Annotated in this window: 28 protein-coding genes; 1 reads left to right on the forward strand and 27 read right to left on the reverse strand. The window is 41.2% G+C overall.

Going from position 1 to position 23,694, the window contains the following annotated elements; all coding sequences use genetic code 11:
- Positions 1-141 precede the first annotated feature (141 nt).
- The 19 genes from AB1I63_05080 to AB1I63_05170 form a co-directional block, all read right to left on the reverse strand.
- The gene (locus AB1I63_05080; protein ID MEW4354258.1) at positions 142-957 is read right to left on the reverse strand and encodes a DivIVA domain-containing protein; all 816 of its coding nucleotides are present in this window, start codon (positions 955-957) and stop codon (positions 142-144) included.
- A 9-nt stretch (positions 958-966) separates the two neighbouring features.
- The gene (locus tag AB1I63_05085) at positions 967-1,758 is read right to left on the reverse strand and encodes a YlmH/Sll1252 family protein (protein ID MEW4354259.1); all 792 of its coding nucleotides are present in this window, start codon (positions 1,756-1,758) and stop codon (positions 967-969) included.
- 3 nt (positions 1,759-1,761) lie between these two features.
- Positions 1,762-2,028, reverse strand: coding sequence for a YggT family protein (locus AB1I63_05090; protein ID MEW4354260.1), 267 nt, complete (start codon positions 2,026-2,028; stop codon positions 1,762-1,764).
- Between the two features lies 1 nt (position 2,029).
- Positions 2,030-2,617, reverse strand: coding sequence for a cell division protein SepF (locus AB1I63_05095; protein ID MEW4354261.1), 588 nt, complete (start codon positions 2,615-2,617; stop codon positions 2,030-2,032).
- An 11-nt stretch (positions 2,618-2,628) separates the two neighbouring features.
- A complete protein-coding gene (locus AB1I63_05100) occupies positions 2,629-3,300 on the reverse strand; it encodes a YggS family pyridoxal phosphate-dependent enzyme (protein ID MEW4354262.1) in 672 nt (223 codons plus the stop codon).
- A 2-nt stretch (positions 3,301-3,302) separates the two neighbouring features.
- A complete protein-coding gene (gene ftsZ / locus AB1I63_05105) occupies positions 3,303-4,565 on the reverse strand; it encodes a cell division protein FtsZ (protein ID MEW4354263.1) in 1,263 nt (420 codons plus the stop codon).
- Positions 4,566-4,582: 17 nt separating this feature from the next.
- Complete coding sequence (gene ftsA, locus AB1I63_05110) at positions 4,583-5,965, reverse strand: cell division protein FtsA (protein ID MEW4354264.1); 1,383 nt, start codon at positions 5,963-5,965, stop codon at positions 4,583-4,585.
- 124 nt (positions 5,966-6,089) lie between these two features.
- Positions 6,090-7,274 carry an FtsQ-type POTRA domain-containing protein gene (locus AB1I63_05115; protein ID MEW4354265.1) on the reverse strand — a complete coding sequence of 395 codons (1,185 nt, stop codon included), beginning with the start codon at positions 7,272-7,274 and terminating at the stop codon, positions 6,090-6,092.
- Positions 7,271-8,332 (reverse strand): UDP-N-acetylglucosamine--N-acetylmuramyl-(pentapeptide) pyrophosphoryl-undecaprenol N-acetylglucosamine transferase, encoded by a 1,062-nt coding sequence (locus tag AB1I63_05120; protein ID MEW4354266.1) that lies wholly within the window; start codon positions 8,330-8,332, stop codon positions 7,271-7,273. Before AB1I63_05120 ends, AB1I63_05115 begins: the two co-directional genes overlap by 4 nt.
- Before the next feature lie 2 nt (positions 8,333-8,334).
- Entirely contained in the window at positions 8,335-9,687 is a 1,353-nt protein-coding gene (murD, locus tag AB1I63_05125; protein MEW4354267.1) for a UDP-N-acetylmuramoyl-L-alanine--D-glutamate ligase, read from the reverse strand.
- Positions 9,688-9,761: 74 nt separating this feature from the next.
- Positions 9,762-10,046: a DUF3165 family protein gene (locus AB1I63_05130; GenBank protein ID MEW4354268.1), complete on the reverse strand. Its 285-nt coding sequence runs from the start codon at positions 10,044-10,046 to the stop codon at positions 9,762-9,764.
- Positions 10,047-10,097: 51 nt separating this feature from the next.
- Complete coding sequence (gene typA, locus AB1I63_05135; protein MEW4354269.1) at positions 10,098-11,939, reverse strand: translational GTPase TypA; 1,842 nt, start codon at positions 11,937-11,939, stop codon at positions 10,098-10,100.
- 136 nt (positions 11,940-12,075) lie between these two features.
- The gene (locus AB1I63_05140) at positions 12,076-12,465 is read right to left on the reverse strand and encodes a hypothetical protein (GenBank protein ID MEW4354270.1); all 390 of its coding nucleotides are present in this window, start codon (positions 12,463-12,465) and stop codon (positions 12,076-12,078) included.
- Between the two features lie 79 nt (positions 12,466-12,544).
- Positions 12,545-13,453, reverse strand: coding sequence for a hypothetical protein (locus tag AB1I63_05145; protein ID MEW4354271.1), 909 nt, complete (start codon positions 13,451-13,453; stop codon positions 12,545-12,547).
- A gap of 46 nt (positions 13,454-13,499) precedes the next feature.
- Positions 13,500-14,396, reverse strand: coding sequence for a helix-turn-helix domain-containing protein (locus AB1I63_05150; protein MEW4354272.1), 897 nt, complete (start codon positions 14,394-14,396; stop codon positions 13,500-13,502).
- 144 nt (positions 14,397-14,540) lie between these two features.
- Entirely contained in the window at positions 14,541-15,338 is a 798-nt protein-coding gene (locus AB1I63_05155) for a hypothetical protein (GenBank protein MEW4354273.1), read from the reverse strand.
- A gap of 88 nt (positions 15,339-15,426) precedes the next feature.
- Positions 15,427-15,804 carry a rhodanese-like domain-containing protein gene (locus AB1I63_05160; GenBank protein ID MEW4354274.1) on the reverse strand — a complete coding sequence of 126 codons (378 nt, stop codon included), beginning with the start codon at positions 15,802-15,804 and terminating at the stop codon, positions 15,427-15,429.
- A complete protein-coding gene (locus tag AB1I63_05165; protein MEW4354275.1) occupies positions 15,801-16,025 on the reverse strand; it encodes a YqgQ family protein in 225 nt (74 codons plus the stop codon). The genes AB1I63_05160 and AB1I63_05165 overlap by 4 nt, the downstream gene beginning before the upstream one ends.
- 95 nt (positions 16,026-16,120) lie before the next feature.
- Complete coding sequence (locus AB1I63_05170) at positions 16,121-16,642, reverse strand: Dps family protein (protein ID MEW4354276.1); 522 nt, start codon at positions 16,640-16,642, stop codon at positions 16,121-16,123.
- Positions 16,643-16,763: 121 nt separating this feature from the next.
- Here AB1I63_05170 and AB1I63_05175 point away from each other — a divergent pair, with 121 nt between their 5' ends.
- Positions 16,764-17,432 (forward strand): prepilin peptidase, encoded by a 669-nt coding sequence (locus AB1I63_05175; protein ID MEW4354277.1) that lies wholly within the window; start codon positions 16,764-16,766, stop codon positions 17,430-17,432.
- Here the strand turns inward: AB1I63_05175 and AB1I63_05180 are convergent.
- The 8 genes from AB1I63_05180 to greA all read right to left on the reverse strand — a co-directional run bounded on the left by AB1I63_05180 (position 17,412) and on the right by greA (position 23,634).
- Entirely contained in the window at positions 17,412-17,921 is a 510-nt protein-coding gene (locus AB1I63_05180) for a VanZ family protein (protein ID MEW4354278.1), read from the reverse strand. The two genes, AB1I63_05175 and AB1I63_05180, sit on opposite strands and share 21 nt — an antisense overlap.
- Position 17,922: 1 nt before the next feature.
- The gene (gene rlmN, locus AB1I63_05185) at positions 17,923-19,005 is read right to left on the reverse strand and encodes a 23S rRNA (adenine(2503)-C(2))-methyltransferase RlmN (GenBank protein MEW4354279.1); all 1,083 of its coding nucleotides are present in this window, start codon (positions 19,003-19,005) and stop codon (positions 17,923-17,925) included.
- Positions 19,006-19,014: 9 nt separating this feature from the next.
- Positions 19,015-19,545: a YutD family protein gene (locus tag AB1I63_05190; protein ID MEW4354280.1), complete on the reverse strand. Its 531-nt coding sequence runs from the start codon at positions 19,543-19,545 to the stop codon at positions 19,015-19,017.
- Between the two features lie 150 nt (positions 19,546-19,695).
- Entirely contained in the window at positions 19,696-20,745 is a 1,050-nt protein-coding gene (locus AB1I63_05195) for a SepM family pheromone-processing serine protease (protein ID MEW4354281.1), read from the reverse strand.
- Positions 20,720-21,217, reverse strand: coding sequence for a pantetheine-phosphate adenylyltransferase (gene coaD / locus AB1I63_05200; GenBank protein MEW4354282.1), 498 nt, complete (start codon positions 21,215-21,217; stop codon positions 20,720-20,722). The genes AB1I63_05195 and coaD overlap by 26 nt, the downstream gene beginning before the upstream one ends.
- Positions 21,207-21,746 carry a 16S rRNA (guanine(966)-N(2))-methyltransferase RsmD gene (rsmD, locus tag AB1I63_05205; GenBank protein ID MEW4354283.1) on the reverse strand — a complete coding sequence of 180 codons (540 nt, stop codon included), beginning with the start codon at positions 21,744-21,746 and terminating at the stop codon, positions 21,207-21,209. The genes coaD and rsmD overlap by 11 nt, the downstream gene beginning before the upstream one ends.
- Before the next feature lie 89 nt (positions 21,747-21,835).
- A complete protein-coding gene (gene asnA / locus AB1I63_05210) occupies positions 21,836-22,828 on the reverse strand; it encodes an aspartate--ammonia ligase (protein ID MEW4354284.1) in 993 nt (330 codons plus the stop codon).
- A gap of 323 nt (positions 22,829-23,151) precedes the next feature.
- Positions 23,152-23,634: a transcription elongation factor GreA gene (greA, locus tag AB1I63_05215; GenBank protein MEW4354285.1), complete on the reverse strand. Its 483-nt coding sequence runs from the start codon at positions 23,632-23,634 to the stop codon at positions 23,152-23,154.
- Between the last annotated feature and the right edge of the window lie 60 nt (positions 23,635-23,694).

The raw sequence follows: 23,694 nt of genomic DNA on the forward strand, positions 1-23,694 counted from the left end.
CGTAACGTGAGTGAGGCGTCCTATCTTACTCATTTCAGATAGAATCTTGTAAAAGGATAAGAAATGCCAAAGGGATTGTAGACCTCTCACCACCGCCTACTCGCTGGAAATATTTGACAATTCTCGTGTTTTTACAGATTTTTATAAAATATTGATGGATTCTTTTGTTGGATTACCAGATTCAACTACTGGTTCTTGTGTTGGAACTTCTTCTAAAAATGGAGAGACAAGTTCCTCTGATGAAGTTGACATGAGTCCCGGTCCCATGTTTTCAAAAATTTGTGTAGTTGATAATTCTTGATTTGCTTCCTCAATACGACGTTGCAATTCCGCCACTTCTTCTGGAGAAAATTGGCGAGTCATATCAATCGCGTCTTCATCTGACATCGTAATGCTCTCACCTAATGCAGACTGAACCACTTCTTTGAATGCTTCATCGCTGGTTTCTAAGTAAGTCGCAGTTGGACGAAGAATCTCTTCCCATTCAGGTGAATCAACAATACTCAACTGACTTTCAATCGTTGATTTCAAACGTTGATGGAAGACACGTGTTTTATTTTTCAATTCTTCTGTTTCTACTGCAACACGCTTGGCATTATCAGTCGCTTGACGAAGAATTTCGTTGGCTTTAAATTTCGCTTGATCTAGTAAATGCTGCGCTTCTTGCTCTGCCTGACTCACAATATTTAATGAACGATCATTGGCTGCTTGCTTCACACGTTCTGCTGTATCTTGGGCAATCAATACAGATTGGCTGAGTGAATCCTTCATCTCATCAAAATAGCTCAAACGCTCTTCCAAAGCTCTAATTTTTGAATCTTTATCATGGTTACTTCGAACCAAATCTTCAAAATCACGCACAACAATGTCCAAAAACTCATCTACTTCGTCAATATCATAACCACGAAATTTATGCGCAAAAACCTTATCCTTAATTTCTAATGATGTAATAGCCATACCTTCTCCTTATTTGCTGGACAATAATTCAATTTTTATTTTATGCTTTCCATTTTTGGAAAGACCTTGTTCACCAATCACTTTAAACCTGCCATATCCCCTAACACTCATTAAGTCATCTTTATGAATGAGCTTGCTAGGGTTATCCACCATCTCATAGTTTACTTTCACTTGCTTTTTTGCTATCAAGTCAGCTGAAAGAGCTCTTGATAAATGAAAAGCTGCTGCTATTAACTTGTCCAAACGGAGACTCGATACCAAAATATCCTTTGTGTCACTTCGATCGTCACTCACTAATCGTTCTTCCCAAGAAACTTCTTTGAGTCGAACAGGAACTTTTGCAATTTTAGTGATTTCATCTTTAAAAAATTGCTGAAACTTATGATCCACAAAGACCTGTGCACGATTAGAGGTGACTAAAATATCTCCAAATACCTTTCGCTCAATTCCTAAACGATGAAGAAGAGTGCCCAGAATCTGCCCATGTTTCAACTGATGAAATTTATGAGGATATTCAATCTCTAGCAAATCAATTTCAAAGTCTGATAAGACTAATTCGTAATAGGATGGCGCAAAAATAACTCGAACACTCTCACTAGAGAGATAATCAGAACTGACAAAGACCTGCACTTTCTGACTTCGTCCAATGTTTTGAGCAACTTTCGCTTGATGTGGATTGACAAAAGGAGTCAAGACATAAGAATACGTATCTTCTACCCGCTTCACCCACTCCAAGCATTTATCAATAAAAACAGAGTCTTCTGCTGAAAAATGCTGGAGTACATCTTTTTTTGCTGGCATAGGCTAACCCAATAACTGTGCCAATCGTAAAAGCCAGTTTGACAAGAAATCACATGCAATCAAGACAAGCAATACTGTCCAATCGAATCCTCCAAATTGCAACGGCAATCGGCTTAAAGGAAGGAGAATGGGACGTACTGTTTGGATGACCATCCGACCAAACCAAGTTTGATAAGCACCTGGAAAGAAGGACAGGAGAGCGTAAACAACGAAGATAAATGAATAGACTCTGACTAAGTAATAGGCAACAATAAACAGAAATCCCATCATCTTAACGTCGCTTCATATCAAAATCGAACTCACCAGCTTGTAATTCTTCTGGTAACTTCAAGTCTTCAATGTTAACAACGACATTGATTGGAGTTAAGAGATACATGGTGCTGGCTACTTTTTTAAGATTTCCTGCTAATACATAGCGCGCGCCATCCAGATAATCCAAACAGCGACGTGCTTGAATTTCTGTCATGTATTGAAAATCAATCAAAATACTCTCATTTGCAAGGAGCAAGTCAACGATTTCTGTCGCTTCTTCGTATTTTTTAGGATAGCGAACATCAATGGTCACCTTCTCTTCTTTTGCTCCACGGTGTTGAGCCAACTCCTGCTGACGAGCATGAAGACGGGTAATATTTTCTGTTCCACTAGCTTTAGGTTTTTCAGCAGGCGTCTTTTTAACTGGCTGTGTATTTGCTACTGGCCGACTCGGACGTTTTTCTGTGACCTGCGCTGCTTTGGGAACAGGGGCAACTGGTGTTTGATTAACAGCCTGAGGTTGAGATTCCGGCATTGGAGCAACGACTTCTTCCCCATCCTCAGTAAAGTAATCAATAAATTTATCAAATCTATCTTTAAGGGACATACTAATCTTTCCTATTCAAAAAATGCAGTTCCAATTCTGACAAAGGTAGAGCCTTTTTCAATCGCAACAGAATAATCACGACTCATTCCCATGCTGAGGTCAGTAAAGGGCATATTTTTTAACTGTTTCTTTTGTAATCTTTGTTGTAAATCAAGAGCTTCTTGAAAAATACTCTCTAATTTCTCTTGATTGGCATCAATAGGAGCCATGGTCATCAGACCGACAATTTCAAGTTTTTCTAAAGTTGAAAGCTCAAGTATCACTTGGTCAATTTCTGAGAGTAGAAAGCCATGTTTGCTTTCTTCTTCCGAGATATTGACCTGTAAAAAGCATTTAATCGGATGTTCAGCGCGTTTTTCAATTTCCTGAGCTAGCTTGATCGAATCAAGTGCATGGAAGTAATCGACATAGTTGATAACTTCTTTTACCTTACGGCGTTGCAAAGTTCCAATCAAATGCCAAGTTAGATTTTCATCTTTTAAGGCATGATACTTTTCGAGAAATTTATCAACACGATTTTCACCGATATGGCAAATACCTGTACGAACAAGCTTTTGTGTCGTCTCTACATCAACATACTTGGTTACTGCGATTACCTGAACCTCCTCAGCAAGCCTTCCAGCTGCTTTTGCAGCCTCAGCTACCTGAGTCAGAATGCGGTCTGTATTTTTCTGTAAATCCATGATTAACGGTTTCTGAAAAATGGAGGTGTTTCTAATTCATCGTCATCAGCAATCGTTGGCTCATAACGCTCAAGAGAAGAACCTTTAGCACCTTCGTTTTGACGAACAATATGATCACGACGCAAATCCCAATCTCCAAATGCCGAAGCTTGTGGGCTTTCTTGACGTTTGCGACTTGGTTGTGGCATTTCCATTGTTTCTGCCAAATCAAAGTTGCGATCAAATGCATGACTCTCACGAACTTGTGTTTCTGCTTGTGAACGAGCTTGTTGTGGTTGTTGGCGCATACCACTCACTTTCGCCACCTTGTCTTCACGAACACCTGTCGCTACTACCGTCACACGGATCTCATCTTTCATATTTTCATCAATAGAAGTACCGAGCCAAATATTTGCCCCGTGACCCGCTGCTTGGTTGACAATTTCAGACGCTTGTTCTGCTTCAATCAAGGTCATATCAAGTCCACCTGTCACGTTGACAATAACATCTTCTGCCCCATCAATCGTTGTTTCAAGAAGTGGAGAGAAAATAGCTTTACGAGCCGCTTCTACGACACGCTCTTCACCAGAACCGATTCCGATTCCCATAAGAGCATTGCCTTTGCTTTCCATAACAGTCTTCACATCGGCAAAGTCAAGGTTAATCAAACCTGGACTTGTAATCAAGTCTGTAATTCCTTGAACTCCTTGGCGAAGGACATTGTCCGCTTCACTTAAGGCCTCTAAAAGAGGAGTCTTTTTATCAACAATCTCTAAAAGATTATTATTTGAAATAATCAAAAGAGTATCCACATGCTCACGAAGACCTTCAATACCTTCAATAGCAAAGTTTCCACGTTTACTTCCTTCAAAGCCAAATGGACGAGTCACTACAGCAACGGTCAAGGCTCCCAAGCCTTTTGCGATACGAGCAATAACTGGAGCTGCCCCTGTACCAGAGCCTCCACCCATACCAGCAGTGATAAAGACCATATCTGATCCTGTCAAAGCTTCTGTAAGCACTTCTTCGCTTTCCTCAGCAGCCTTACGACCAACTTCAGGCTGACCTCCAGCACCCAAACCACGAGTCAATTTTGGTCCGAGTTGGATAACTGTTTCTGCTTTTGAACTGCTAAGAGCTTGAACATCTGTGTTGGCTGCGATAAATTCAACGCCAGCTACACCTTCATCAATCATTCGATTGATGGCGTTACCGCCACCACCACCGACACCGATTACTTTAATGACCGCACCTTGAGCGGCAGCTGTGTCAAATGAAAATGTCATAGTTTATACCTTCTCCTTTAGTCAAACATATTGCCCAATAAATGACGGACACGATCTGTTAATTTCTCTTTTGGTTGTTCTTGTTCTGCTAAGTTTTCCACCGGAGCATCATTTACTTCCATATCAGCGATTGGCTGCATGGTCTCTGCCTTTGGTGGTGTAAAGCTTGGCAATGGATTTACACGTTCTTCAACTTTTACTGGACGTGTAAATTCAATCGCTTTATGGCGAAGACTTTCATCTCCGTGAACTGCTGCTTGAGCCAAAATGTCCACATCCGCCAAATTTCCTGCATATTCTGACAAGCTAATCACATGTGCAAAAGCAGGATTACGAATACCGATTTGATTTGGCACATAGAGTTTTACTGGAACATGGAAGACTTCTTGAGCCAACTCTACCACACCTGGTAAGAGAGCACCACCCCCGATAATCACAATCCCTCCTGGGAATTCCAATAGATGTCTACGATCCAAATCTTGCTTGATTTGTTCAAAAATATGACGAACACGCGCTGAAATGATCTCTGCTAAGTAGCGTTCTGTCACTTCAACTGGCTCCACTTCACCAATTACTTCTACTTGGAAGGATTCCTCACTAGCAGCTGGCACATAAGCCTCACCGTAGTTAAATTTCAAGCTTTCTGCCAATTTTTGCGAAGTACGAAGAACTTTTGAAATATCTTTAGTGACATAATCGCCACCTTCTTGGTAGATATTTGTGTATTGCAATTCCTGACCACGGACAGAAGCAACAGTCGTTTGACCGCCCCCCATATCAATGACAGTCGTTCCAAACTCACGTTCTCCCTCGTTTAAAACAGAACGTGTCATGGCAAGTGGTGAAATGACAATATTTTCCACTTGAACACCTGCTCGCTCAACGGTCTTTCTCAAATTATGGAGAATGGTACGAGGTCCTGTATAAAGAACTCCACGCATTTCCAAACGAATCCCCATCATTCCTCGAGGGTCACGAATACCTTGGAAACCATCGACCACAAACTCCTCAGGGATAAAAGTAATCACTTCACGATCAGGAGTCATATTTTTTGTCAGAGCAGACTTGACCACATTTTCCACATCAACATCTGTGATTTCTTTAGTCTCACTGGTCACAGGAATCATCCCTTGGGTTGGCTCCAACTGCAAGAGGTTTGCAGGCAGACCAACATTGACCATCTTAATCGAAATCCCTGCTTTTTCTTCCGCTTGGGCAATCGCTGTTTTAATTGCGCCCGCTGCAGCTTCAATATCAACAATAATCCCATCTTTTACGCCAGCACTCTTGGCATTGCTGACCCCAATAACATTTAATTCATTATTTACATGTTCTGCTACTAAGACTTTAATCGAGCTTGTTCCGATGTCCAATCCTGTAAAAAAGCCATCTCTAGCCATCACATCATTCCTCTCTATCTACCACGTTTCGTTCTTGTCTAACAACTATTTTTGCTAAGCATAGTTATTCAAAGTTTATTATAACACAAAAAGTAGGAAAATGGGTAGAATTTATATATTTCATTTAATTAACATCTTCTTGAGGCGAAACAGTCTCTTCTTCTCTAGGTGCTGCCTCCTCTGTTTTCTCAGGAGGGGTTGTTAAATAACTGAAAATTCCGATTTCCATATCCACTGTACTTGGCGGTGTTAGCTGCGCTTGAATCTTGTCATAATAGACCAATTTTTTAGACAAGTCTGCTAAAGGCACAAAGACTGTATTGCCATCTACCATATTGATTGTCAGCAGATCAGGTGTTGCTTTGCTTGGCGTATGCTGAACACTTCCAATCTTTGCAGTCACCGTCTCTGGTAGGACAAGCAACTGCTTAATAAAAGAGCGAAGCATGGACTTATCCGAAAAATCTAAACGAATAAAAGACTCTGGCATACCTTCTGCATCAACTGGTGTCGGTAGCTCCTCTCCGCTTGTGAGAACGGGATAATATTGCTCTGCTGAGTAGCTATAAGCTGCAATTGTATTTTCCTTAATTTGGATGTGGAAGTTAACTGGAAACTGATAGGTCAGCTTGGTTTCTTTTATCCAAGGATTGCTATCTGTAATGCTCTGTGCATAGTCTCTTTGATGTAAAAATGTCGTCAAGGTATAATCTCTCTGATCAATCTTTGAAGCATCTAAAATCTGCTTTTGAGTGACTTCCTTATTTCCCGAAACGGTAATATTTTTAAGCATTGCATAGGGAGTTAAAAAATACAGCGATGTAAGGAAAAATACGCTCGCAAAGAACAGTACAGGAAGGGCACGGAGAATATGCTCTCGTTCAATTCTTTCTTTGACTTCTTTTTTTTCTTTTTTCAAACGTTTTTTACGCGCTTTTTTAGGAAGTTCTTCTGTCTCTAAATCCTCAGACACATCATCAGAGACAAGGGTCATGATCGGTTCAGCTTCTTCACTCTCTTCTTGCCCATCTACTTCTGACTCAGGTTCAAATTCTTGCTCCAGGTCCCTGACTTCTTCGTCACTTTCTGCTGTCTCTTCATCAAACAGCTCATCTTCCCCTTTTAGGCGGATGGTTTGCTGCTCTTTTATCTCCTTTTTCTGCTCGTTCTCTTCACGCGCTTTTTTTTCTCGATATTCTCGGTTCAAGCGTTGCCATTCTGACAATCCTTCAATACTCGCTTCTCGTTCTTCAGCTGGTTTTTCTTGAGATTTCTTTTTCTCTTTTTGTTTTTTTGGTTTTTTCGTCATTCTTTCATATCTTTTCTAAGTAAATGGTAAAATTCATCTACTGATTTGATTTCTTGACTGGCCTGCATAGTATCTTCGTAGTAATCTTTATTCGTTAAGAGTTCCACAACCATGTCTTGTAGATTTTCCATTGTCAGCTGTTCTTCGTCTAATTTTTGAGCATAGCCTTGTTTGACAAAATAGTCTGCATTTTCAATCTGATCACCACGGCTAGCTTCTCTACCCAAAGGTACAATAATATGGAGCTTACTCATAGCTAGCAGTTCAAAAATTGTATTAGATCCGCCTCGTGTCACTACAACATCAGCCACATCTAGTAAGGGTTGATATAAGTCAGACGCGTACGCAGTCCGATAGAGATGAGGAGCTAGAGTCTCTAGGTCTTTATCTCCTGTTAGATTGATGATATTGTACTGACTGGTGAGAAGCTCCTCATGCTTGGTCACAAAATCATTAAAGACCTTAGCTCCTGCTGAACCACCAACAAATAAAAGCGTCGGTAAATCTCTTGAGAACTGAGCTACAATCTCTGCCATCTTATCTGGTATTACATGCTTTTGATTGTCAATCTTGGTCACAGCACCGACATGCTCCACTTTTTTGAGACTAGCTGCTTGCTCAAACGTTGCATACATCTTGGTCGCAAATTTATAGGCAATTTTATTGGCTAATCCCATGGACAAGTCCGACTCATGAATATACACAGGCACGCGAAGCAGACGAGCTGCAATAACGGGCGGCACTGACACAAAACCTCCCTTTGAAAAGAGGGCTTGCGGGCGAATTTTCAGTAAAATCGCAAGAGACTGGACAATTCCCCAACCGACCTTAAACAGATCCAGCAAGTTTTGCCAAGAAAAATAACGACGTAATTTTCCCGTAGCAATGCCGTGAAACTGGACAGGCAAGCCAGATTTCTTGATTTCTTGGTATTCAATTCCTTTTTTATCACCAATATAATGGACTTCCCAGCCCTCTTCGATAAATTTTGGTAAAAGAAGGAGGTTTAGGGTCACATGCCCCACTGTACCTCCACCTGTAAATACTATCTTTTTCATCTTTATCCTTTTAATTCCTCAATCGCAGCGAGAAACTCATCGCCACGCACTTCAAAATTCGCATACATATCCCAGCTGGCATTGGCTGGGCTGAGTAAAACAACATCGCCTTTTTCAGCTAAAGCATAGGCTTTCTTGGTCGCATCTCGAATATCTTCAGCCTCTACATAACTCACTTGCGCTTTTTGTGCAGCACGTTTAACGCGCTCTTTTGATTCTCCTAGAATCACCATGGATTTCAAGTCACGAATATCTGGGACTAATTCATCAAATTCATTGCCACGATCTAAGCCCCCTGCAATCAAAATCACGCGACTGTTCTCAAAACCAGACAGAGCTTTTTGGGTCGCCAAGATGTTCGTTGATTTACTATCGTTATAGAAAGTAACATCTTTGATGTCGCCTGCATATTGCAAGCGGTGTTTGACACCCCCAAAATTCATCAAAATCTTTTTAATGATGGCTGTTTCCACACCACGAATTTTCGCAACCGCAATAGTTGCCAAGGCATTTTCGACATTGTGGCTACCTGGAACTCCGATACTAGACGCAGCCATGATAGCTTCCTCCTTAAAGTAAAGCATACCATTGTCCACATAAGCCCCATCGACCTTTTCCACAGTTGAAAATGGAACGACCTGAGCCTTGGTTTTTCCTGCCAATTCTTTAGCTAATTCTTGATTGAAATTCAACACAAGAAAATCATCAGCCGTCATATTTTTTTGGATATTCCACTTAGCAGCCACATACTCTTCAAAAGACCCATGGTAATCAATATGGGTTGGCATGAGATTGGTGATAACGGAAATCTGTGGTTTAAATGCTTCAATCCCCATCAGCTGGAAAGACGATAGCTCCATAACTAAGGTATCTGTCGACGTAGCTGTTTGTGCCACTTGACTCGCTGGAAAACCGATGTTCCCAGCCAAAAGACCGCCTTGATTTGCTTCTGTCAAAACTTGACCAATCATCGTCGTTGTCGTCGTTTTCCCGTTTGACCCTGTAATTCCCACGATTGGTGCTTCTGAAATCAAATAAGCTAATTCCACCTCTGTCAAGACAGGAATCCCTTTTTCCAAGGCTTTCTGAACCATCGCATTGCTGTATGGAATCCCTGGATTTTTAATCATATAAGCAAAATCTTCGTCCAAAAGCTCCAAAGGATGTCCTCCTGTCACAACCTTAATGCCTTCTTCTAAAAGAGACTGAGCTGCTGGATTTTCTTCAAAAGGCTTGCCATCATTGACAGTGACAATCGCACCTAACTTATGAAGCAGACGAGCCGCAGACTCTCCGGATTTGGCTAGACCTAAAACCAGCACTTTTTTTGTTTCAAATGTATGGATAATTTTCATATGTTTTCTCTTTCTTATTCTTCTTGTTCTATTTTACCATTTTTAAGAAAATAAAAAAGCCACAAAGGGCTTTTTTAGAATCTTCTCTTCCTTAGTTTTGGAAAAACGAAAAATTTTTTCTCTTTTTGGGGCAAGCGAGCCACATCCCGCATGGCATAATAAGCCAAGGCAGCAAGAGGGATACTGAGAAAAAACTCCGCAGGCAAGAGAAAGATTTGGAAAATCGCTAGGACCAAAAGGATCATCAAAGAGACCAAAAGAACAACGGCTGTCACCACATTTAAAGTGCCCTTGATACTCTTTGGCATGGCAAAGAGGTAAAATAAGAGAATCAAAATTCCAATAATCAAATAGACCATGGAGTCCCTCCTTTTCCTAATTAGGTCTTAACTATGCTGTGGTTTTTGAGCTTATTCAGCAGATTTTTTCTTTTTGTTTGCTTTTTCGCGCTCACCTTTGTTTAAGATTTGCTTACGAAGACGAATAGATTCTGGTGTAACTTCCATGTACTCATCATCATTCAAGAACTCAAGAGACTCTTCCAAGGTCAAGATACGCGGTGTTTTAATGACAGCTGTTTGGTCCTTGGTTGCAGAACGCACGTTTGTCATTTGTTTTGCCTTGGTAATGTTAACGGTCAAGTCATTCTCACGAGAGTTTTCACCGATAATCATCCCTTCATAAACTTCTGTTCCTGGATTGACAAAAATCGTTCCACGCTCTTCGATAGACATGATAGAGTAAGTCGTTGCCTTACCAGCATCAATAGAAACCAAGGCACCACGGTGGCGTCCACCAATCTCCCCTGGAATAAGTGGTAAGTACTGATCAAAGGTATGGTTCATAATTCCATAACCGCGTGTCATAGATAGAAACTCCGTAGAGTATCCAATCAAACCACGAGCTGGTACAAGAAAGACCAAACGAGTTTGCCCATTGCCTGTGGCAATCATATCGAGCATCTCACCCTTACGCTCAGAAAGACTTTGGATAACAGAACCTTGATATTCTTCTGGAGTGTCGATTTGCACGCGCTCAAATGGTTCCATTTTCACACCGTCAATTTCTTTGACGATAACTTCTGGACGAGACACTTGAAGCTCATACCCTTCACGACGCATAGTCTCAATCAAGATAGACAAGTGCAATTCTCCACGACCTGATACTGTCCATTTATCTGGAGAATCTGTTGGATCTACACGAAGAGATACGTCTGTTTGCAATTCAGCTAAAAGACGCTCTTCCACTTTACGAGAAGTCACCCATTTTCCTTCACGACCTGCAAATGGAGAATTATTCACCAAGAAGGTCATTTGAAGCGTTGGTTCATCAATATGAAGAATGGGCAATGGTTCAACCGCATCTGTCGGTGTAATTGTTTCTCCGACAAAGATATCTTCCATACCAGATACGGCAATCAAATCCCCAGCTTTTGCTTCTTGGATTTCACGACGTTCAAGACCAAAGAAACCAAAGAGCTTGGTAACACGGAAGTTTTTTGTAGTGCCGTCCAATTTAGACAAGGTTACTTGATCTCCCACTTTTACCGTCCCACGGAAAACACGTCCAATTCCGATACGACCTACGAAGTCGTTGTAATCTAGGAGCGATACTTGGAATTGGAATGGCTCATCTGAGTTATCCACTGGCGCTGGGATATGGTCGATAATGGTATCAAAAATCGGTGCCATAGTTGCTTCTTGGTCTGCTGGATTGTCTGATAAAGAAGACGTTCCGTTAATCGCTGACGCATACACAACTGGGAAATCTAGCTGATCGTCATCAGCTCCAAGCTCAATGAAAAGCTCCAACACTTCATCAACTACTTCGGCTGGACGAGCAGATGGCTTGTCAATTTTATTCACCACGACAATCGGCACAAGGTTTTGCTCCAAGGCTTTTTTCAATACGAAACGAGTCTGTGGCATAGTACCTTCGTAAGCATCGACAACAAGCACAACCCCGTCAACCATTTTCATAATGCGCTCTACTTCTCCACCGAAATCCGCGTGTCCTGGTGTATCCATGATATTGATACGAGTACCGTTATAAGCAACGGCTGTATTTTTAGCAAGGATGGTAATACCACGTTCTTTTTCAAGATCGTTTGAGTCCATGGCACGCTCTTGCAGTTCTTTACGCTCATCAAGGGTTTGAGATTGCTTGAGCAACTCATCAACCAAGGTTGTTTTACCATGGTCAACGTGGGCGATGATAGCGATATTGCGAATATCTTCTCTTAATTTTGTCATGATTTCCTCTATATCTTTTTCAAATTTTATTCTAACTGAACAATTATAGCACAGTTTCTAACAAAATTCATCAAGAAAGTGGTTGTAAATGTTTTCAACTAAAAAGACAGGAAATGTTCCTGCCTCTCTAGTTTTTCTAATTACCACGCGCTGCACGAATGGCCGCCTTGACTTCGCCTACTGTTGCTGCCTTTGGTGAGGCTAAATCTTGCTCTTCAATCGTACCATCAGAATGAATAATAGGTCCAAGCGCTGTATCGTCTGGAGAAGTTTGCCACTTACTGGTAAAACCGCCAGAATCATCCGCTAAAAGTCTCTGCTCATCTGGCATGCCTTGAAATAGCTCTTCCAGTTTTTCTTCATCTGCGTCCTTCCATTCATTTGCGAGGATACGAACAGTATAATTTTCTTCCACAGAAGACTGTGCTCCTAGCTCCTCCACCTGAGCTATACTACCTTTGTAAATAGCTGCAACACCAACTGCTGATAAAGCTAAAGCACAAGCAATGGCTTTTTTGTAGTTCATGGGACTACCTCCCTTTCATATTTTCTAGTCTTATTATACTCCAACTTACAAATAAAAAACAGGACAAAAATGTCCTGTTTTATCGCCTAAAACTAACTAGGTCAGCCTCCCACTCTTCTTTCAACTTTCCTTCTAAGTAACTATCCTCAATCAACCTACTGAATTGCACCGCCTCTTCATACAAGCGCTCTGCTTTTGGTTCATCTTTCTCTAGTAGAAAAGCAACTTTCCACTCCATGAGCTTGATAATGGCAAGATTTTGATAGTCTTGTGAGGCATGAGTCAACTCCTTCACTTCCTTTAGTAAGGGAGTGAGATAAGCATACTCCTCCATCATCATTGCAAGTCCAGCACAGGTCACTAAAAGATTTTTGAGCATAAAAAGATATTCCATCGGGAAATGCTCTCCCTGACTCAAAAGAGAAGTTATGAGATGATGAAATACACCTTTATCAAATAAGTCTTGATTGACCAAGCATGAAAGTATATGCACCTTGATCACCAAGACATCATTGACCGTATAAAGCCTTTTTGAGCGTATCTGCTCAAAATACTCTTGCAAAATGGAATCGCCAAACTCTGCTCTCTCTGTGATAAAGACATCTCGACCTGCACAAAAGACATCTAACATCAGCTGTTCCTCTTCAGGCAAATCTTCGTAGTAGTAGTCGTAGATTTTCTCTAGGCAACTGTCCTTTATCTGGCGACGTTTTTGATCTCCAAAGCCCTCCATCCGCAAAACTTGATACTTAAGATTCAAATACTCCTGCGGCAATTCCTGATAGTCCTCCATCAAAACGTAGCTCGGAACCTCAAGTTTATCAGCTAGGTAACGGATTTTAGTCAGGGTCGGTTTGGAACGGTCTGCTTCTAGTCTTGTCAACTGGCGGATAGAAAGCGCTGTTTCATCTCCACAAATGTCTCGCTTGGTTAAGCCTCTTTCACAACGCAGTTCTCGAATGGTCTGACCGAATGTTTTCTTACTCATCGAAAGTCTCCAAAGCACTTTCTTTTATTATATCATAATAGTAAAATTAAGAAAACAATTTCCAATCCTGCTCCCACTCTTGTTCAATTTGTTTGAGCAAATAGTCATCTCCTAGCTGCTTGGCAAAATGATAGGCTTCATGGTAAGATTTTTTAGCTTCTGACTCCGCTTGCTCCATAAACAGAGCCACTTTCCATTTTAGTAAGTCCACAATGACTTTTTTCTGATAATCTTGAGTCATGTCCATCATTCGCTCAAGAGTCTTCACTAGCTCTTTGGCCTTATACTCTACCTGAAACTCCAATCCAGCAGTGAGAATGGCGATGATTAAATCCCTAAGCAAAAACCAATCCTTAACAGGAATATGCTCCTCTTGCTCAATCACCCGATCGACAATGTGAGTATATAGGGATACCTCAAATAAGGATGACTGTAACTGGCAAGCCAGAAAATACACCTGAAGTAGCAGCAAATCATTTATACTGTACCAATCTCGGCGTTTCACTTGCTCAAAATAATCATCAAAAATCGGTGTCCGCTCTCCGACAATCTGTTCTTTACACATTTTCATGCGGCAACGAAGCAGCCAAATCATCACACGCTCATCCTCAGGAAGAATCTCATAAAATTGCTCAGCTATATCCTCAATGGCAAGTACAATCTCATCTAGCTTCTTCCTATCTCCAAAGCTTGCCCATCTCAAAGCCACATATTTCTTATCTAGATACTCTTGGGGTAAATCTACATAATCCGTCATCAGTTGATACGTCGGAATTCCCAAGCGCGATGCTAAAAATTCAATTTTAGCCAATGTTGGTTTTGAGGCGCCTGACTCTAGGCGAGTCAACTGTCGAACAGAAAGCTGACTCTCATCACCACACAAGTCTTCTTTCGTCCATCCCCTATCCAAACGGCATTTACGAACCAAGTCTCCAAAGCTCATCTTAGCCTCCTTTTCATTAGCAGCAAGTCCACCACTTTAAATCTGCAAGTAGTTGTTTTAAGAAAACCATCTCGCTATCCTCCTTTCCAATCGTGATGGAATTTAGTATAGCGTATCTGTCACTCTACAAACAGGACAAAAATGTCACTTTTCTTGTTCTCGTAAAACACGTGCCAATTTTTCCTCCTGCAATTGAACAATAGCTTGGTATTGATAATCCTGACTACGAGCCATCCACTCTTTTATCTTCTCTAGCAAATGAGGCATTTCTTGATATACTTGATTGGTAAAGCCTGCTGCGATACAAGCAATCATGGTCAAAACCAATAAAAAGCAATCTTCCAACAATACATTTTCCTCTTGCTGGAGTAAGATTTGAGTGAAATGCACATACAGCTGCTCCTCAAATACTCCCCTATCCAAGTAGCAACTGTAAAAATACAAGACCAAGAGTAGGAAATCATTGGTTTCATAGATCGTCTTACGCTGAACCTGCTCAAAATAGTCCCCTAAAACCAAGCTCGCAAATACTGGCTCTTTTGTCATAAAGACGTCTATCCAAGACTGTAAAATATCCGTTGCGACCTGCTCATCTTCAGGCAACTGTTCATAATAGGTCTCATAAATTTCTGTCAAATAAGCCTCTTTTTGCGGAATTTTCTCCTCCTGTTGAAACAGAGAAATACGCATTAACAAATATTTCAAATCCAGATACCGCTGCGGCAAAGCGATGTAATCAGCCATGAGGGTATAGGCGGGTATGCCAAAACGATTGGCTAAATACTCAATCTTGGTGAGAGTTGGTCGCGAAACACCCTGCTCCAAGCGAATGAGCTGCCGTACTGAGAGAGCTTTTTCATCACCACACACATCTTCTATACTTAGCCCTTGCGCTTGTCTGACTTCTCGAATAATCTGTCCAAAACTTTTCTGACTAAACATATACACCTTTCTATATCTTCATTCTCATAAAAGAAAAAGGCTGGAACAATCGTCCCTAGCCTATGATCTTTTTCTCATTTCTTCATTCTCAGCTCTTTTTCACCTTGCCATCCCAGCTATCTAAGCCGTAAGAAAGGATATAAATCTCTTTGTATCCTGCTTTTTTAAGAGCAAGAGCTGCATTCATAACACGTTGACCACGGCTATTTTCATATAGAAGAACTGGTTTGTCCTTGCGTAGTGCGTTCATGCTAAGTTTGAATTGGGAAGAAGGGATATTCCTAGCTCCCAAAATGTGTTTGACTTGAAATTCTGACGCGTCTCTGACATCAATCAACTGCCCTGTACGAATCAGACTCGCAAAAGTCTCATTGCCTACGACCTGCGCCGCCTTTCTCACACGAAAATAATTAAAGGTCATCCATGCTACAACTCCCACTAAAATAGCTAGTAAAATCCAATTCATCGCTTTTTGACTCCTTTTTTCTCTTCATACTCTAGCTCTAGTCGATGTTCCCTGCGCAAGATCAACTCTGCCTCTAAATAGGTCAATTTATCGACCAAGCCAGCATCATAGATCCGCTCTAGCTCAATCTTCATCATTTCAATATCATACAAGCGTTTGCCCATATAGATAATCAAGCCAAAGCCTTTTAGGAATTGTTGCACATCGTAGAGTGTTTTCATGGATTTTATTCTATCAAATTTTGAATGTGATTTCAAGAGCAGAACGACCAGATAAAAAGGCTGAGCTTCTTGCTCAACCTTTCTACACATGATTTTTACAAACCAGGTGCTTGTCCTAGCTCTGCGGCAATCATCCAGATATGTTTTTCAATCTCACCTTTAGCATCGCTAAAGATACCGTTAGTCACATCGTCACCTTCTTCATCTGTCGCATCTAATCCTTCTTGGAAAAGGCTAACCAGATAGCAGAAAATTGAAAGGACACGCGTCAAGTTTTCTTCCATCGTATGCTCAAAGCTACCGACTTCTTCTTCAATCTTGCTGTGTTTGATAAATTCACTTAAGGTTGAATAAGGGGCTCCACCAAGTGTAATCAAGCGTTCGCTGATTTCATCCAAGTGTTCATTCAAGGAATCCATATATTCATCCATTTTAGGATGCCATACAAGAAAACCCTGTCCACGCATATACCAGTGAACTTGGTGAAGAGCGATACGAGCTGTGTAAAGATCGGCTACGGCTTGGTTCAAGACTGCCTTAGTTTGAGGAAGTTTGTCAGCTACGGTTTTTGAAAATGTTGCCACATCTGCTGCTGGGGCTTGTTTTGTTGTGTTCATAAAAAATACCTCTTTTCTTTTTGTACCTTAATTATAATCTTTCTAAATAAGAAAAGCAAGGGATTTCCCTTAAATGAGAAAAGTTGCAATTTTTCAGAATTCTTTTTACGAATGAATAAGTATGATTCATTTATATTTCTTTGTGGTGGGCAGTATTGCTGCTTCCTTTTTAGGGGTGGTCATCGATCGCTTTCCTGAACAGTCAATTTGCTTTCCTGCAAGCCATTGTGATGCTTGTAAAAAACAGCTCAAAGCAAGAGACTTAGTACCAATCTTCTCTCAAGTTTTCAATCGTTTTCACTGTCGTTTCTGTGGTCAAGCTATTCCAATTTGGTATGCAGTCTTTGAATGCCTGGGTGGTTTTCTTACTCTCGCTGCGTCATATGGCATTCTCTCCATCTCTGAAGTCATTCTTCTATTTATGAGTTTGACTCTCAGTATCTATGATAGCAAGCACCAAGAATATCCTTTGCTAGTCTGGCTCTTCTTTCAACTTCCTCTTTGGGTCATAGCTCCTTTCAATCTCTGGAGTCTTTTATTTCTCGTGATTAGCTGTTTAGCTCAAGTAATTCCGATTGGGATTGGAGCAGGAGACTTTCTCTTTTTAGCTTCGGCAACGGCGATTTTCTCACTAACAGAGATTTTACTCATGCTACAAATCGCTTGTCTTCTGGGGCTTGCGACCTTTATCTTCCAAAAAAAGAAAGATAGGTTAGCCTTTATTCCCTATCTTTCCATTGGTGTATGGATCATTCTTATGATTAAGTTGCTACTGCTTAGCAGATACTGATCTTTTTCTCAGTTGACGATACGCCCAATAGGCTAGATAACCACCCAAGGTATTGGTCCAGAGATCATCGATTTCAAAAACCCGATTGGCATCAAAGAAAATATCCAAGAAAACCTGTGTCAGCTCAATCCCTAAACTCATGAGAAAACTAAGCCAGATAATCCGCTTTTTATGTCTCAAAGACGGATACAAGAAAAGGAGCTGAATGATCAAGGGAAACAGCAAAAAGACATTCATGATATTTTGCAAAATGACCTTGCCCAGCTGCCAAATGCTAGTGATTTCACCCAAGCGAATGAAGGAATTAAAGGGGGTCAATAAGACAACCACGCGCCCAAAATGCTCAATTCCAGGCGTCTCGATACCATCTGATACCTGCGGTGTAAAGCACATGAGCACAAGGAGAAAGATATAGACGAGAGTCGCTCTTTGAACCCATCTTCTTGCCTCTTTCGTAACCTCCCCATTCTTAAACCATTTCCTCCACATACTAGATCTGTGTTGCAAGAGCTTTTTCACGATCTTTCTTCATAGTATTCGAGCGCAACTGACCACAAGCAGCATCAATATCTGTTCCATGTTCCTGACGAACCACACAATTTACCCCATGTTTTTTCAAAGTATCATAAAAGGCCATCACACGCTCTTTAGGACTGCGACTATATTGGTCATGCTCGGTCACAGGATTGTAGGGAATGAGATTGACATAGGATAATTTCTTGATGTTTTTCAGCAGCTCAGCCAATTCCAAGGCCTGCTCGACATCATCATTGACCTCATTTAGCATAATGTACTCAAAAGTTACCCTGCGATTGGTCGTTTCAATATAGTATTCAATGGCTGCAAATAATTTCTCAATCGGAAAGGCACGGTTGATTTTCATGATGCTTGATCGCAGTTCATTATTGGGAGCATGAAGAGACACAGCCAAATTGACCTGCACTCCTTCACCTGCAAAATCGCGAATTTTATGGGCTAAACCAGAGGTAGATACGGTAATGTGCCGTGCTCCGATGGCTAATCCCTTGTCATCGTTCACTGTCCGTACAAAATTTAAGACATTGTCATAATTATCAAATGGCTCACCAATCCCCATCACCACAATGTGGCTGACACGCTCATCTAACCCGCGCTCATCAAAATACTTTTGTACTAGCATAATCTGGGCAACAATTTCTCCATTGTTCAAATCCCGTTGCTTTTTAATCAAACCACTGGCACAGAAAGTACAGCCGATATTGCATCCCACTTGCGTTGTAACACAGACAGACAAACCGTAGTGCTGACGCATAAGAACCGTTTCAATCAGCATACCATCTGGCAATTCAAAAAGGTATTTGACCGTCCCGTCTGCTGACTCTTGCACGATACGCTGCTTGAGTGGATTTACGACAAATTGCTCTTCTAATGTAGCAATTAAATCTTTCGGTAAATTGGTCATTTCCGCAAAACTTTGGACACGCTTGCGGTAGAGCCATTCCCAAATCTGGCTAACACGGAATTTCTTTTCTCCATGCGCTTCTGCCCATTCCTGCATGCCCTGACGAGTCAAACTATAAATTGATGGTTTCATGGTTTCTCCTTATTTTGAACGAATGACAAAATGACGATTGCGGGTTTGTTCTCTGCTCTCAGAACGACGCTCGCGCGCTTTTTTCTTCGGCTCTGGCATCTCTGTTTTCTTTGCTTGGCGTTTTTTCCGTTTAAAGCCTTGTTTTTGCTCTGGTTCACGCTTCTTGCGTGTCTTTTTATCAAATGACGCTTTCTTTGGCTCTACATTTTCCAATACAAAATAGGCACAGCCATAGTTGCAATACTCTAGCAGATAATCTTCTAAACGACTGATTTTCGCTGAATTCTCAACAGAGCGCTCATCCTTATAAAATCCCCTTAAGCGCAGCTGCTCATTTCCCCAATCTCCAACCAAATAATCATATTTGGTCAAAATCTCTGAAAAACGTTGGTTAAAAGCCGTCACATCAAAGCCGTCTTTCTGATTTTCAACCATTTCAAACTCCAACTGATCTGCTACAATCTTGGTGCCAATCTGCCGGAATTCTGGTCCTGGAAATTTATTGTAATTGTATAATTCTGGTGCAATCTCTTTACGCATAATCTTCCTTTATCATTTCTTTACTCGTATCTCTTCTATTTTACCACAAAAGCCTTTGCTTAGGCAGCATTTCCCAAAGAAAACTAGCTTTCTGAAAAAAGTCAGACGATTTAACCTAAAAAACACAGCTACTAGCTGCGTTTCACTCTATTATTGATCACTCTTTTTGAGGTAATCAATGGCTTCCTGCAAAGTTTTCACAGGAACAATCTTCATGTCAGTCCCAATCTCTTTGGCAGCTTCTTTTGCCACCTCATAGTTGGTTTTTGCATTTGGATTCGCCTTTTTCTCTTCATCTGTTACAGGATTGTCCGGCGCAAAGAAAATACTTGCTCCTTTTTGGGCAGCAGCAACGACCTTCTTATCAATCCCACCGATGTCTCCGACATGACCATCCTTATCAATCGTCCCTGTTCCTGCAATATTTCGCCCAGCACGTAATTCTGGGTCCGCTAATTGCGTATAAATCGCTAAGCTAAACATCAATCCTGCACTAGGGCCGCCAATACCTGCGGTTGAAAATACAATCGGAACACTGCTTGTCGCCTCTGTTCGGTCAATCAGGCTAATACCGATTCCGTTTTTACCATTTTCTAGCTTGATAATCTTACCTTCTGCTGACTTGACTTGTCCATCTTCTTCATAGGTTACCTTGACCTTATCACCGATTTTTTGAGAACCAACATAGTCAATCAATTCTTTTGAGCTTTGAAAGGTCTTATCATTGACACCTGTCACGGTATCTGCGATATTTAAAATGCCTTTAAAGGTCGAATCTTTGGCGACTTGCAAGACATAGACTCCTAAATACTTCATCTCGATTTCCTTGCCTGCCAGTTTAAGACCTTGGTATTTAGCCATATTTTGGGAAGTTTCCATGTAAAATTGATTGATTCGCAGAAATTCTCGGTCTGAAGAGCCTCCTGTCACTTCCTCTGCTGTATGAATATCCGTAAACGGTGTCAACCAAGCATAAACCAAATGTGCGAAGGTCGCATGCTGAATGCCCACCGTCACAAAGTTATAAGAGCCTGCCGCTGTATCTTCTTTATCATCCACTTTGAGGACTTCTCGAATATCCTCTGCTCCCCCTGGTACCTCAATATAGTAAGGCAAAGGCACGATAAACGCTAAAACAAAGCATAAAAATCCTATTAGAGCTACAATGAGCCATTTACGGCTCGTTTTTTTCCTGTTCATTTACTAACTCCTTTACAACGCTTTTGGGCACATAAGCCGATATATCTTGACCAAAAGCGATTAATTCACGCACACGAGAAGACGATAGATAGCGGACTTGGGGCGAGGGCACTAGAAAAATCGTGTCTACATCCCTTGCCAATTCTCGATTAAAAAAGGCTAATTCTTGCTCGTATTCCAAATCCTGCCCATTTCGCAAACCTCTGACAAAACTGGTGACCTTTAACCTTTCAGCCACAGCAACAGCCACTTCATCCTGAGACACTACCACAGAGACATTCTCCAGATGAGACAGAGCTTTCTTGACCATCTTTTCTCGACTCTCTATCTTGAACAAACCTGTCTTTGCTGGATTGTAAAAAATGCCGACATACAAAATATCAAACAAGCGACTGGCACGCTCAATGAGCTCCACATGCCCATTTGTAATCGGATCAAATGATCCTGTAAATAATCCAATCTTATCGTGCATAGACCGTCACCTTTGAAATCCCATAGACTTTTTGCTTCCAAATGTGAAAACCAGAAATTTCTTCTGGTAACTCCACAGCCTTATCCGTTTCACACACCAGTAAAGCATCTTCTGACAGAAGATGACGCGTAGCTAATGCTTCTACATCTGACAATATCGTCTCTTTAGCATAGGGTGGATCTAAGAAAACCAAATCAAACGGACCAGCTATCTGGAGAAGTGCCTTTCCTGCTTCCATTTTTAAAAGCTGAAATTTCTCTGCTTCCTTAGTCATCGTGATATTTTGCTGAATAATGGCTTGAGCTCTGCGCTCTTTCTCTACCAATACAGCCTCTAGCATTCCGCGAGAAATAGCCTCAATCGCTAATCCCCCACTTCCTGCATACAAATCCAAGACACGTCCCCCCTCAAAATAAGGACCAATCATGTTAAAAATAGCCCCCTTGACCTTATCAGTCGTCGGTCGCGTCGTCTTTCCATCTAACGTTTTTAAGGGGCGTCCCCCATACATACCTGCAACAACTCTCATAAGCTCTATTATAGCAAAATTTTGGCTATTCGTATTCTATAAAATGACAAAAATACCAAAAAGAGTTAGGCAAATGCCCAACTCTTCTCCTATAAAATATTTTTAAACTGATCACGAACCTGCTTAGGCCAGACACTCGATTGTACTTCACCAATATGCTTCTTACGGAGTAAGAACATAACTAAGCGAGACTGCCCAATACCGCCCCCAATCGTCAGTGGGAAAAGACCATTTAACAAAGCGCGGTGCCATTCATAGTCCAATCGATCCTCATCTCCCGTGATTGCCACCTGACGTTTCAGTGCCTCTTCATCTACACGAATTCCCATGGAAGACAGCTCAAAAGCAGCGCCTAATTGCTCATTCCAGACTAAAATATCCCCATTTAAGCCCTTGTATCCATTTTCAGAAAGGGTAGTCCAGTCATCATAGTCTGGCGCTCTGCCATCATGTGGTTTGCCATCAGCCAATTCGCCTCCAATTCCGATAAGAAAAACAGCTCCATATTCTTTTGCCACTGCCGTCTCACGTTCTTTCGGAGTCAGATCAGGATATTTTTCCACTAATTCCTCTGTATGAACAAACGTAATTTTTTTAGGCAAGACCGCCTCAATATCAAATCGAGCTTCCACAGCTAGCTCCGTCAAGCGAATCGCCTTGTAAATTTTTTCAACGGTTTCTTTGAGATAGGCTACATTACGCTGTCCATCTGGAATCACCTTTTCCCAATCCCATTGATCCACATAAATAGAGTGAATCTCATCAAGTGAATCCTCATCTGGACGAAGGGCTTTCATGTGGACAAAAAGTCCCTCTCCTTCGTTGAATCCAAAGCGTGCCAAGGTATGGCGTTTCCATTTGGCTAGCGAGTGCACCACCTCATACTCAGCGTCCGGAATCTCCTTGACATGCACCGATACTGCATTTTCCACACCAGAGAGATTATCCTGCATCCCATCGCCAACCCGACTCAAAATCGGTCCTTGCACTTCTACAATCTCCAACTTATCAATCAAATACTGGGTAAAGGTATTTTTGACAAAGGAAATTTCTTGCTGCTGATGAATGAAACTTTTTTTCATATGCTTTCTCCCTTTTCAAACAGAATAGGATACATCCCACTCTAAGATTATATAGTTGTTTAATTTTGATTTAGTACTAGGCAACAAATCGCAGGCATAACTGGGGTTAACTGAGGATTATGGCATAATCCTTATTTCCAACCTCCAACAGTCCACTGGACTGTTGGAGCAAGACGAGGTAACGACGTAATAAATAAAAACTAAATGACTATAATAGGGCTATTATACCACTTCTTTTACTCAAAAGAAAAGAATTTCCTTCAATTTTTGGAATTTTTTTACAATTTACGAATGCAAGCAAAAAAGATGGGACTTCCCATCTTTTAAACTGTTTTTTCAACTTTCAAGATTTTCACATCATAGCTACCAACAGGGGTGACAATCGTTGCGGTATCTCCTGTCTTTTTACCAATCAAGGCATGACCGATTGGGCTTTCGTTGGACACTTTATTGGCAAATGCATCCGCACCTGCTGCACCAACGATATGATAGATTTCTTCTTCGCTTTCTCCAATTTCTTGAAGGGTAACTGTTTTTCCAATCGCAACTTCATCTTGAGCCACAGAATCGCTATCCACAATCTCTGCATAACGAATCTTAGTCTCCAAACTTGAAATTTGTCCTTCCACAAAAGCTTGCTCATCTTTGGCTGCTTCGTACTCACTATTTTCAGACAAGTCTCCGTAAGAACGCGCAATCTTAATCCGCTCGACGACTTCAGGACGGCGAACGAGTTTCAGCTCTTCTAATTCTTTTTCTAGTTTTTCTTTTTCCGCAAGGGTCATTGAATAGGTTTTTTCTGCCATGTTCATTCTTCTTTCTTTTTTGTTCTTTTAAAAACAAAGGCTGGGACAAAGTCCCAGTTT

The sequence above is a fragment of the Streptococcus pneumoniae genome (assembly GCA_040719455.1).
Taxonomy (GTDB): domain Bacteria; phylum Bacillota; class Bacilli; order Lactobacillales; family Streptococcaceae; genus Streptococcus; species Streptococcus pneumoniae_G.

Bases quoted from the DNA above. Each gene is read 5' to 3' on its own strand.
- AB1I63_05120 (MEW4354266.1), bottom strand. From the start codon at position 8,332: ATGAAAAAGATAGTATTTACAGGTGGAGGTACAGTGGGGCATGTGACC.
- typA (MEW4354269.1), bottom strand. From the start codon at position 11,939: ATGACAAAATTAAGAGAAGATATTCGCAATATCGCTATCATCGCCCAC.
- AB1I63_05170 (MEW4354276.1), bottom strand. From the start codon at position 16,642: ATGAACACAACAAAACAAGCCCCAGCAGCAGATGTGGCAACATTTTCA.
- AB1I63_05160 (MEW4354274.1), bottom strand. From the start codon at position 15,804: ATGAATTGGATTTTACTAGCTATTTTAGTGGGAGTTGTAGCATGGATG.
- AB1I63_05095 (MEW4354261.1), bottom strand. From the start codon at position 2,617: ATGTCCCTTAAAGATAGATTTGATAAATTTATTGATTACTTTACTGAG.
- AB1I63_05145 (MEW4354271.1), bottom strand. From the start codon at position 13,453: ATGAGTAAGAAAACATTCGGTCAGACCATTCGAGAACTGCGTTGTGAA.
- AB1I63_05180 (MEW4354278.1), bottom strand. From the start codon at position 17,921: ATGTGGAGGAAATGGTTTAAGAATGGGGAGGTTACGAAAGAGGCAAGA.
- AB1I63_05155 (MEW4354273.1), bottom strand. From the start codon at position 15,338: ATGTTTAGTCAGAAAAGTTTTGGACAGATTATTCGAGAAGTCAGACAA.
- AB1I63_05090 (MEW4354260.1), bottom strand. From the start codon at position 2,028: ATGATGGGATTTCTGTTTATTGTTGCCTATTACTTAGTCAGAGTCTAT.
- rlmN (MEW4354279.1), bottom strand. From the start codon at position 19,005: ATGAAACCATCAATTTATAGTTTGACTCGTCAGGGCATGCAGGAATGG.
- AB1I63_05175 (MEW4354277.1), top strand. From the start codon at position 16,764: ATGATTCATTTATATTTCTTTGTGGTGGGCAGTATTGCTGCTTCCTTT.
- asnA (MEW4354284.1), bottom strand. From the start codon at position 22,828: ATGAAAAAAAGTTTCATTCATCAGCAGCAAGAAATTTCCTTTGTCAAA.
- AB1I63_05190 (MEW4354280.1), bottom strand. From the start codon at position 19,545: ATGCGTAAAGAGATTGCACCAGAATTATACAATTACAATAAATTTCCA.
- rsmD (MEW4354283.1), bottom strand. From the start codon at position 21,746: ATGAGAGTTGTTGCAGGTATGTATGGGGGACGCCCCTTAAAAACGTTA.
- ftsA (MEW4354264.1), bottom strand. From the start codon at position 5,965: ATGGCTAGAGATGGCTTTTTTACAGGATTGGACATCGGAACAAGCTCG.
- greA (MEW4354285.1), bottom strand. From the start codon at position 23,634: ATGGCAGAAAAAACCTATTCAATGACCCTTGCGGAAAAAGAAAAACTA.
- murD (MEW4354267.1), bottom strand. From the start codon at position 9,687: ATGAAAATTATCCATACATTTGAAACAAAAAAAGTGCTGGTTTTAGGT.
- AB1I63_05100 (MEW4354262.1), bottom strand. From the start codon at position 3,300: ATGGATTTACAGAAAAATACAGACCGCATTCTGACTCAGGTAGCTGAG.
- ftsZ (MEW4354263.1), bottom strand. From the start codon at position 4,565: ATGACATTTTCATTTGACACAGCTGCCGCTCAAGGTGCGGTCATTAAA.
- AB1I63_05085 (MEW4354259.1), bottom strand. From the start codon at position 1,758: ATGCCAGCAAAAAAAGATGTACTCCAGCATTTTTCAGCAGAAGACTCT.
- AB1I63_05140 (MEW4354270.1), bottom strand. From the start codon at position 12,465: ATGAACTACAAAAAAGCCATTGCTTGTGCTTTAGCTTTATCAGCAGTT.
- AB1I63_05115 (MEW4354265.1), bottom strand. From the start codon at position 7,274: ATGACGAAAAAACCAAAAAAACAAAAAGAGAAAAAGAAATCTCAAGAA.
- AB1I63_05130 (MEW4354268.1), bottom strand. From the start codon at position 10,046: ATGGTCTATTTGATTATTGGAATTTTGATTCTCTTATTTTACCTCTTT.
- AB1I63_05195 (MEW4354281.1), bottom strand. From the start codon at position 20,745: ATGAACAGGAAAAAAACGAGCCGTAAATGGCTCATTGTAGCTCTAATA.
- coaD (MEW4354282.1), bottom strand. From the start codon at position 21,217: ATGCACGATAAGATTGGATTATTTACAGGATCATTTGATCCGATTACA.
- AB1I63_05080 (MEW4354258.1), bottom strand. From the start codon at position 957: ATGGCTATTACATCATTAGAAATTAAGGATAAGGTTTTTGCGCATAAA.
- AB1I63_05165 (MEW4354275.1), bottom strand. From the start codon at position 16,025: ATGAAAACACTCTACGATGTGCAACAATTCCTAAAAGGCTTTGGCTTG.
- AB1I63_05150 (MEW4354272.1), bottom strand. From the start codon at position 14,396: ATGAGCTTTGGAGACTTGGTTCGTAAATGCCGTTTGGATAGGGGATGG.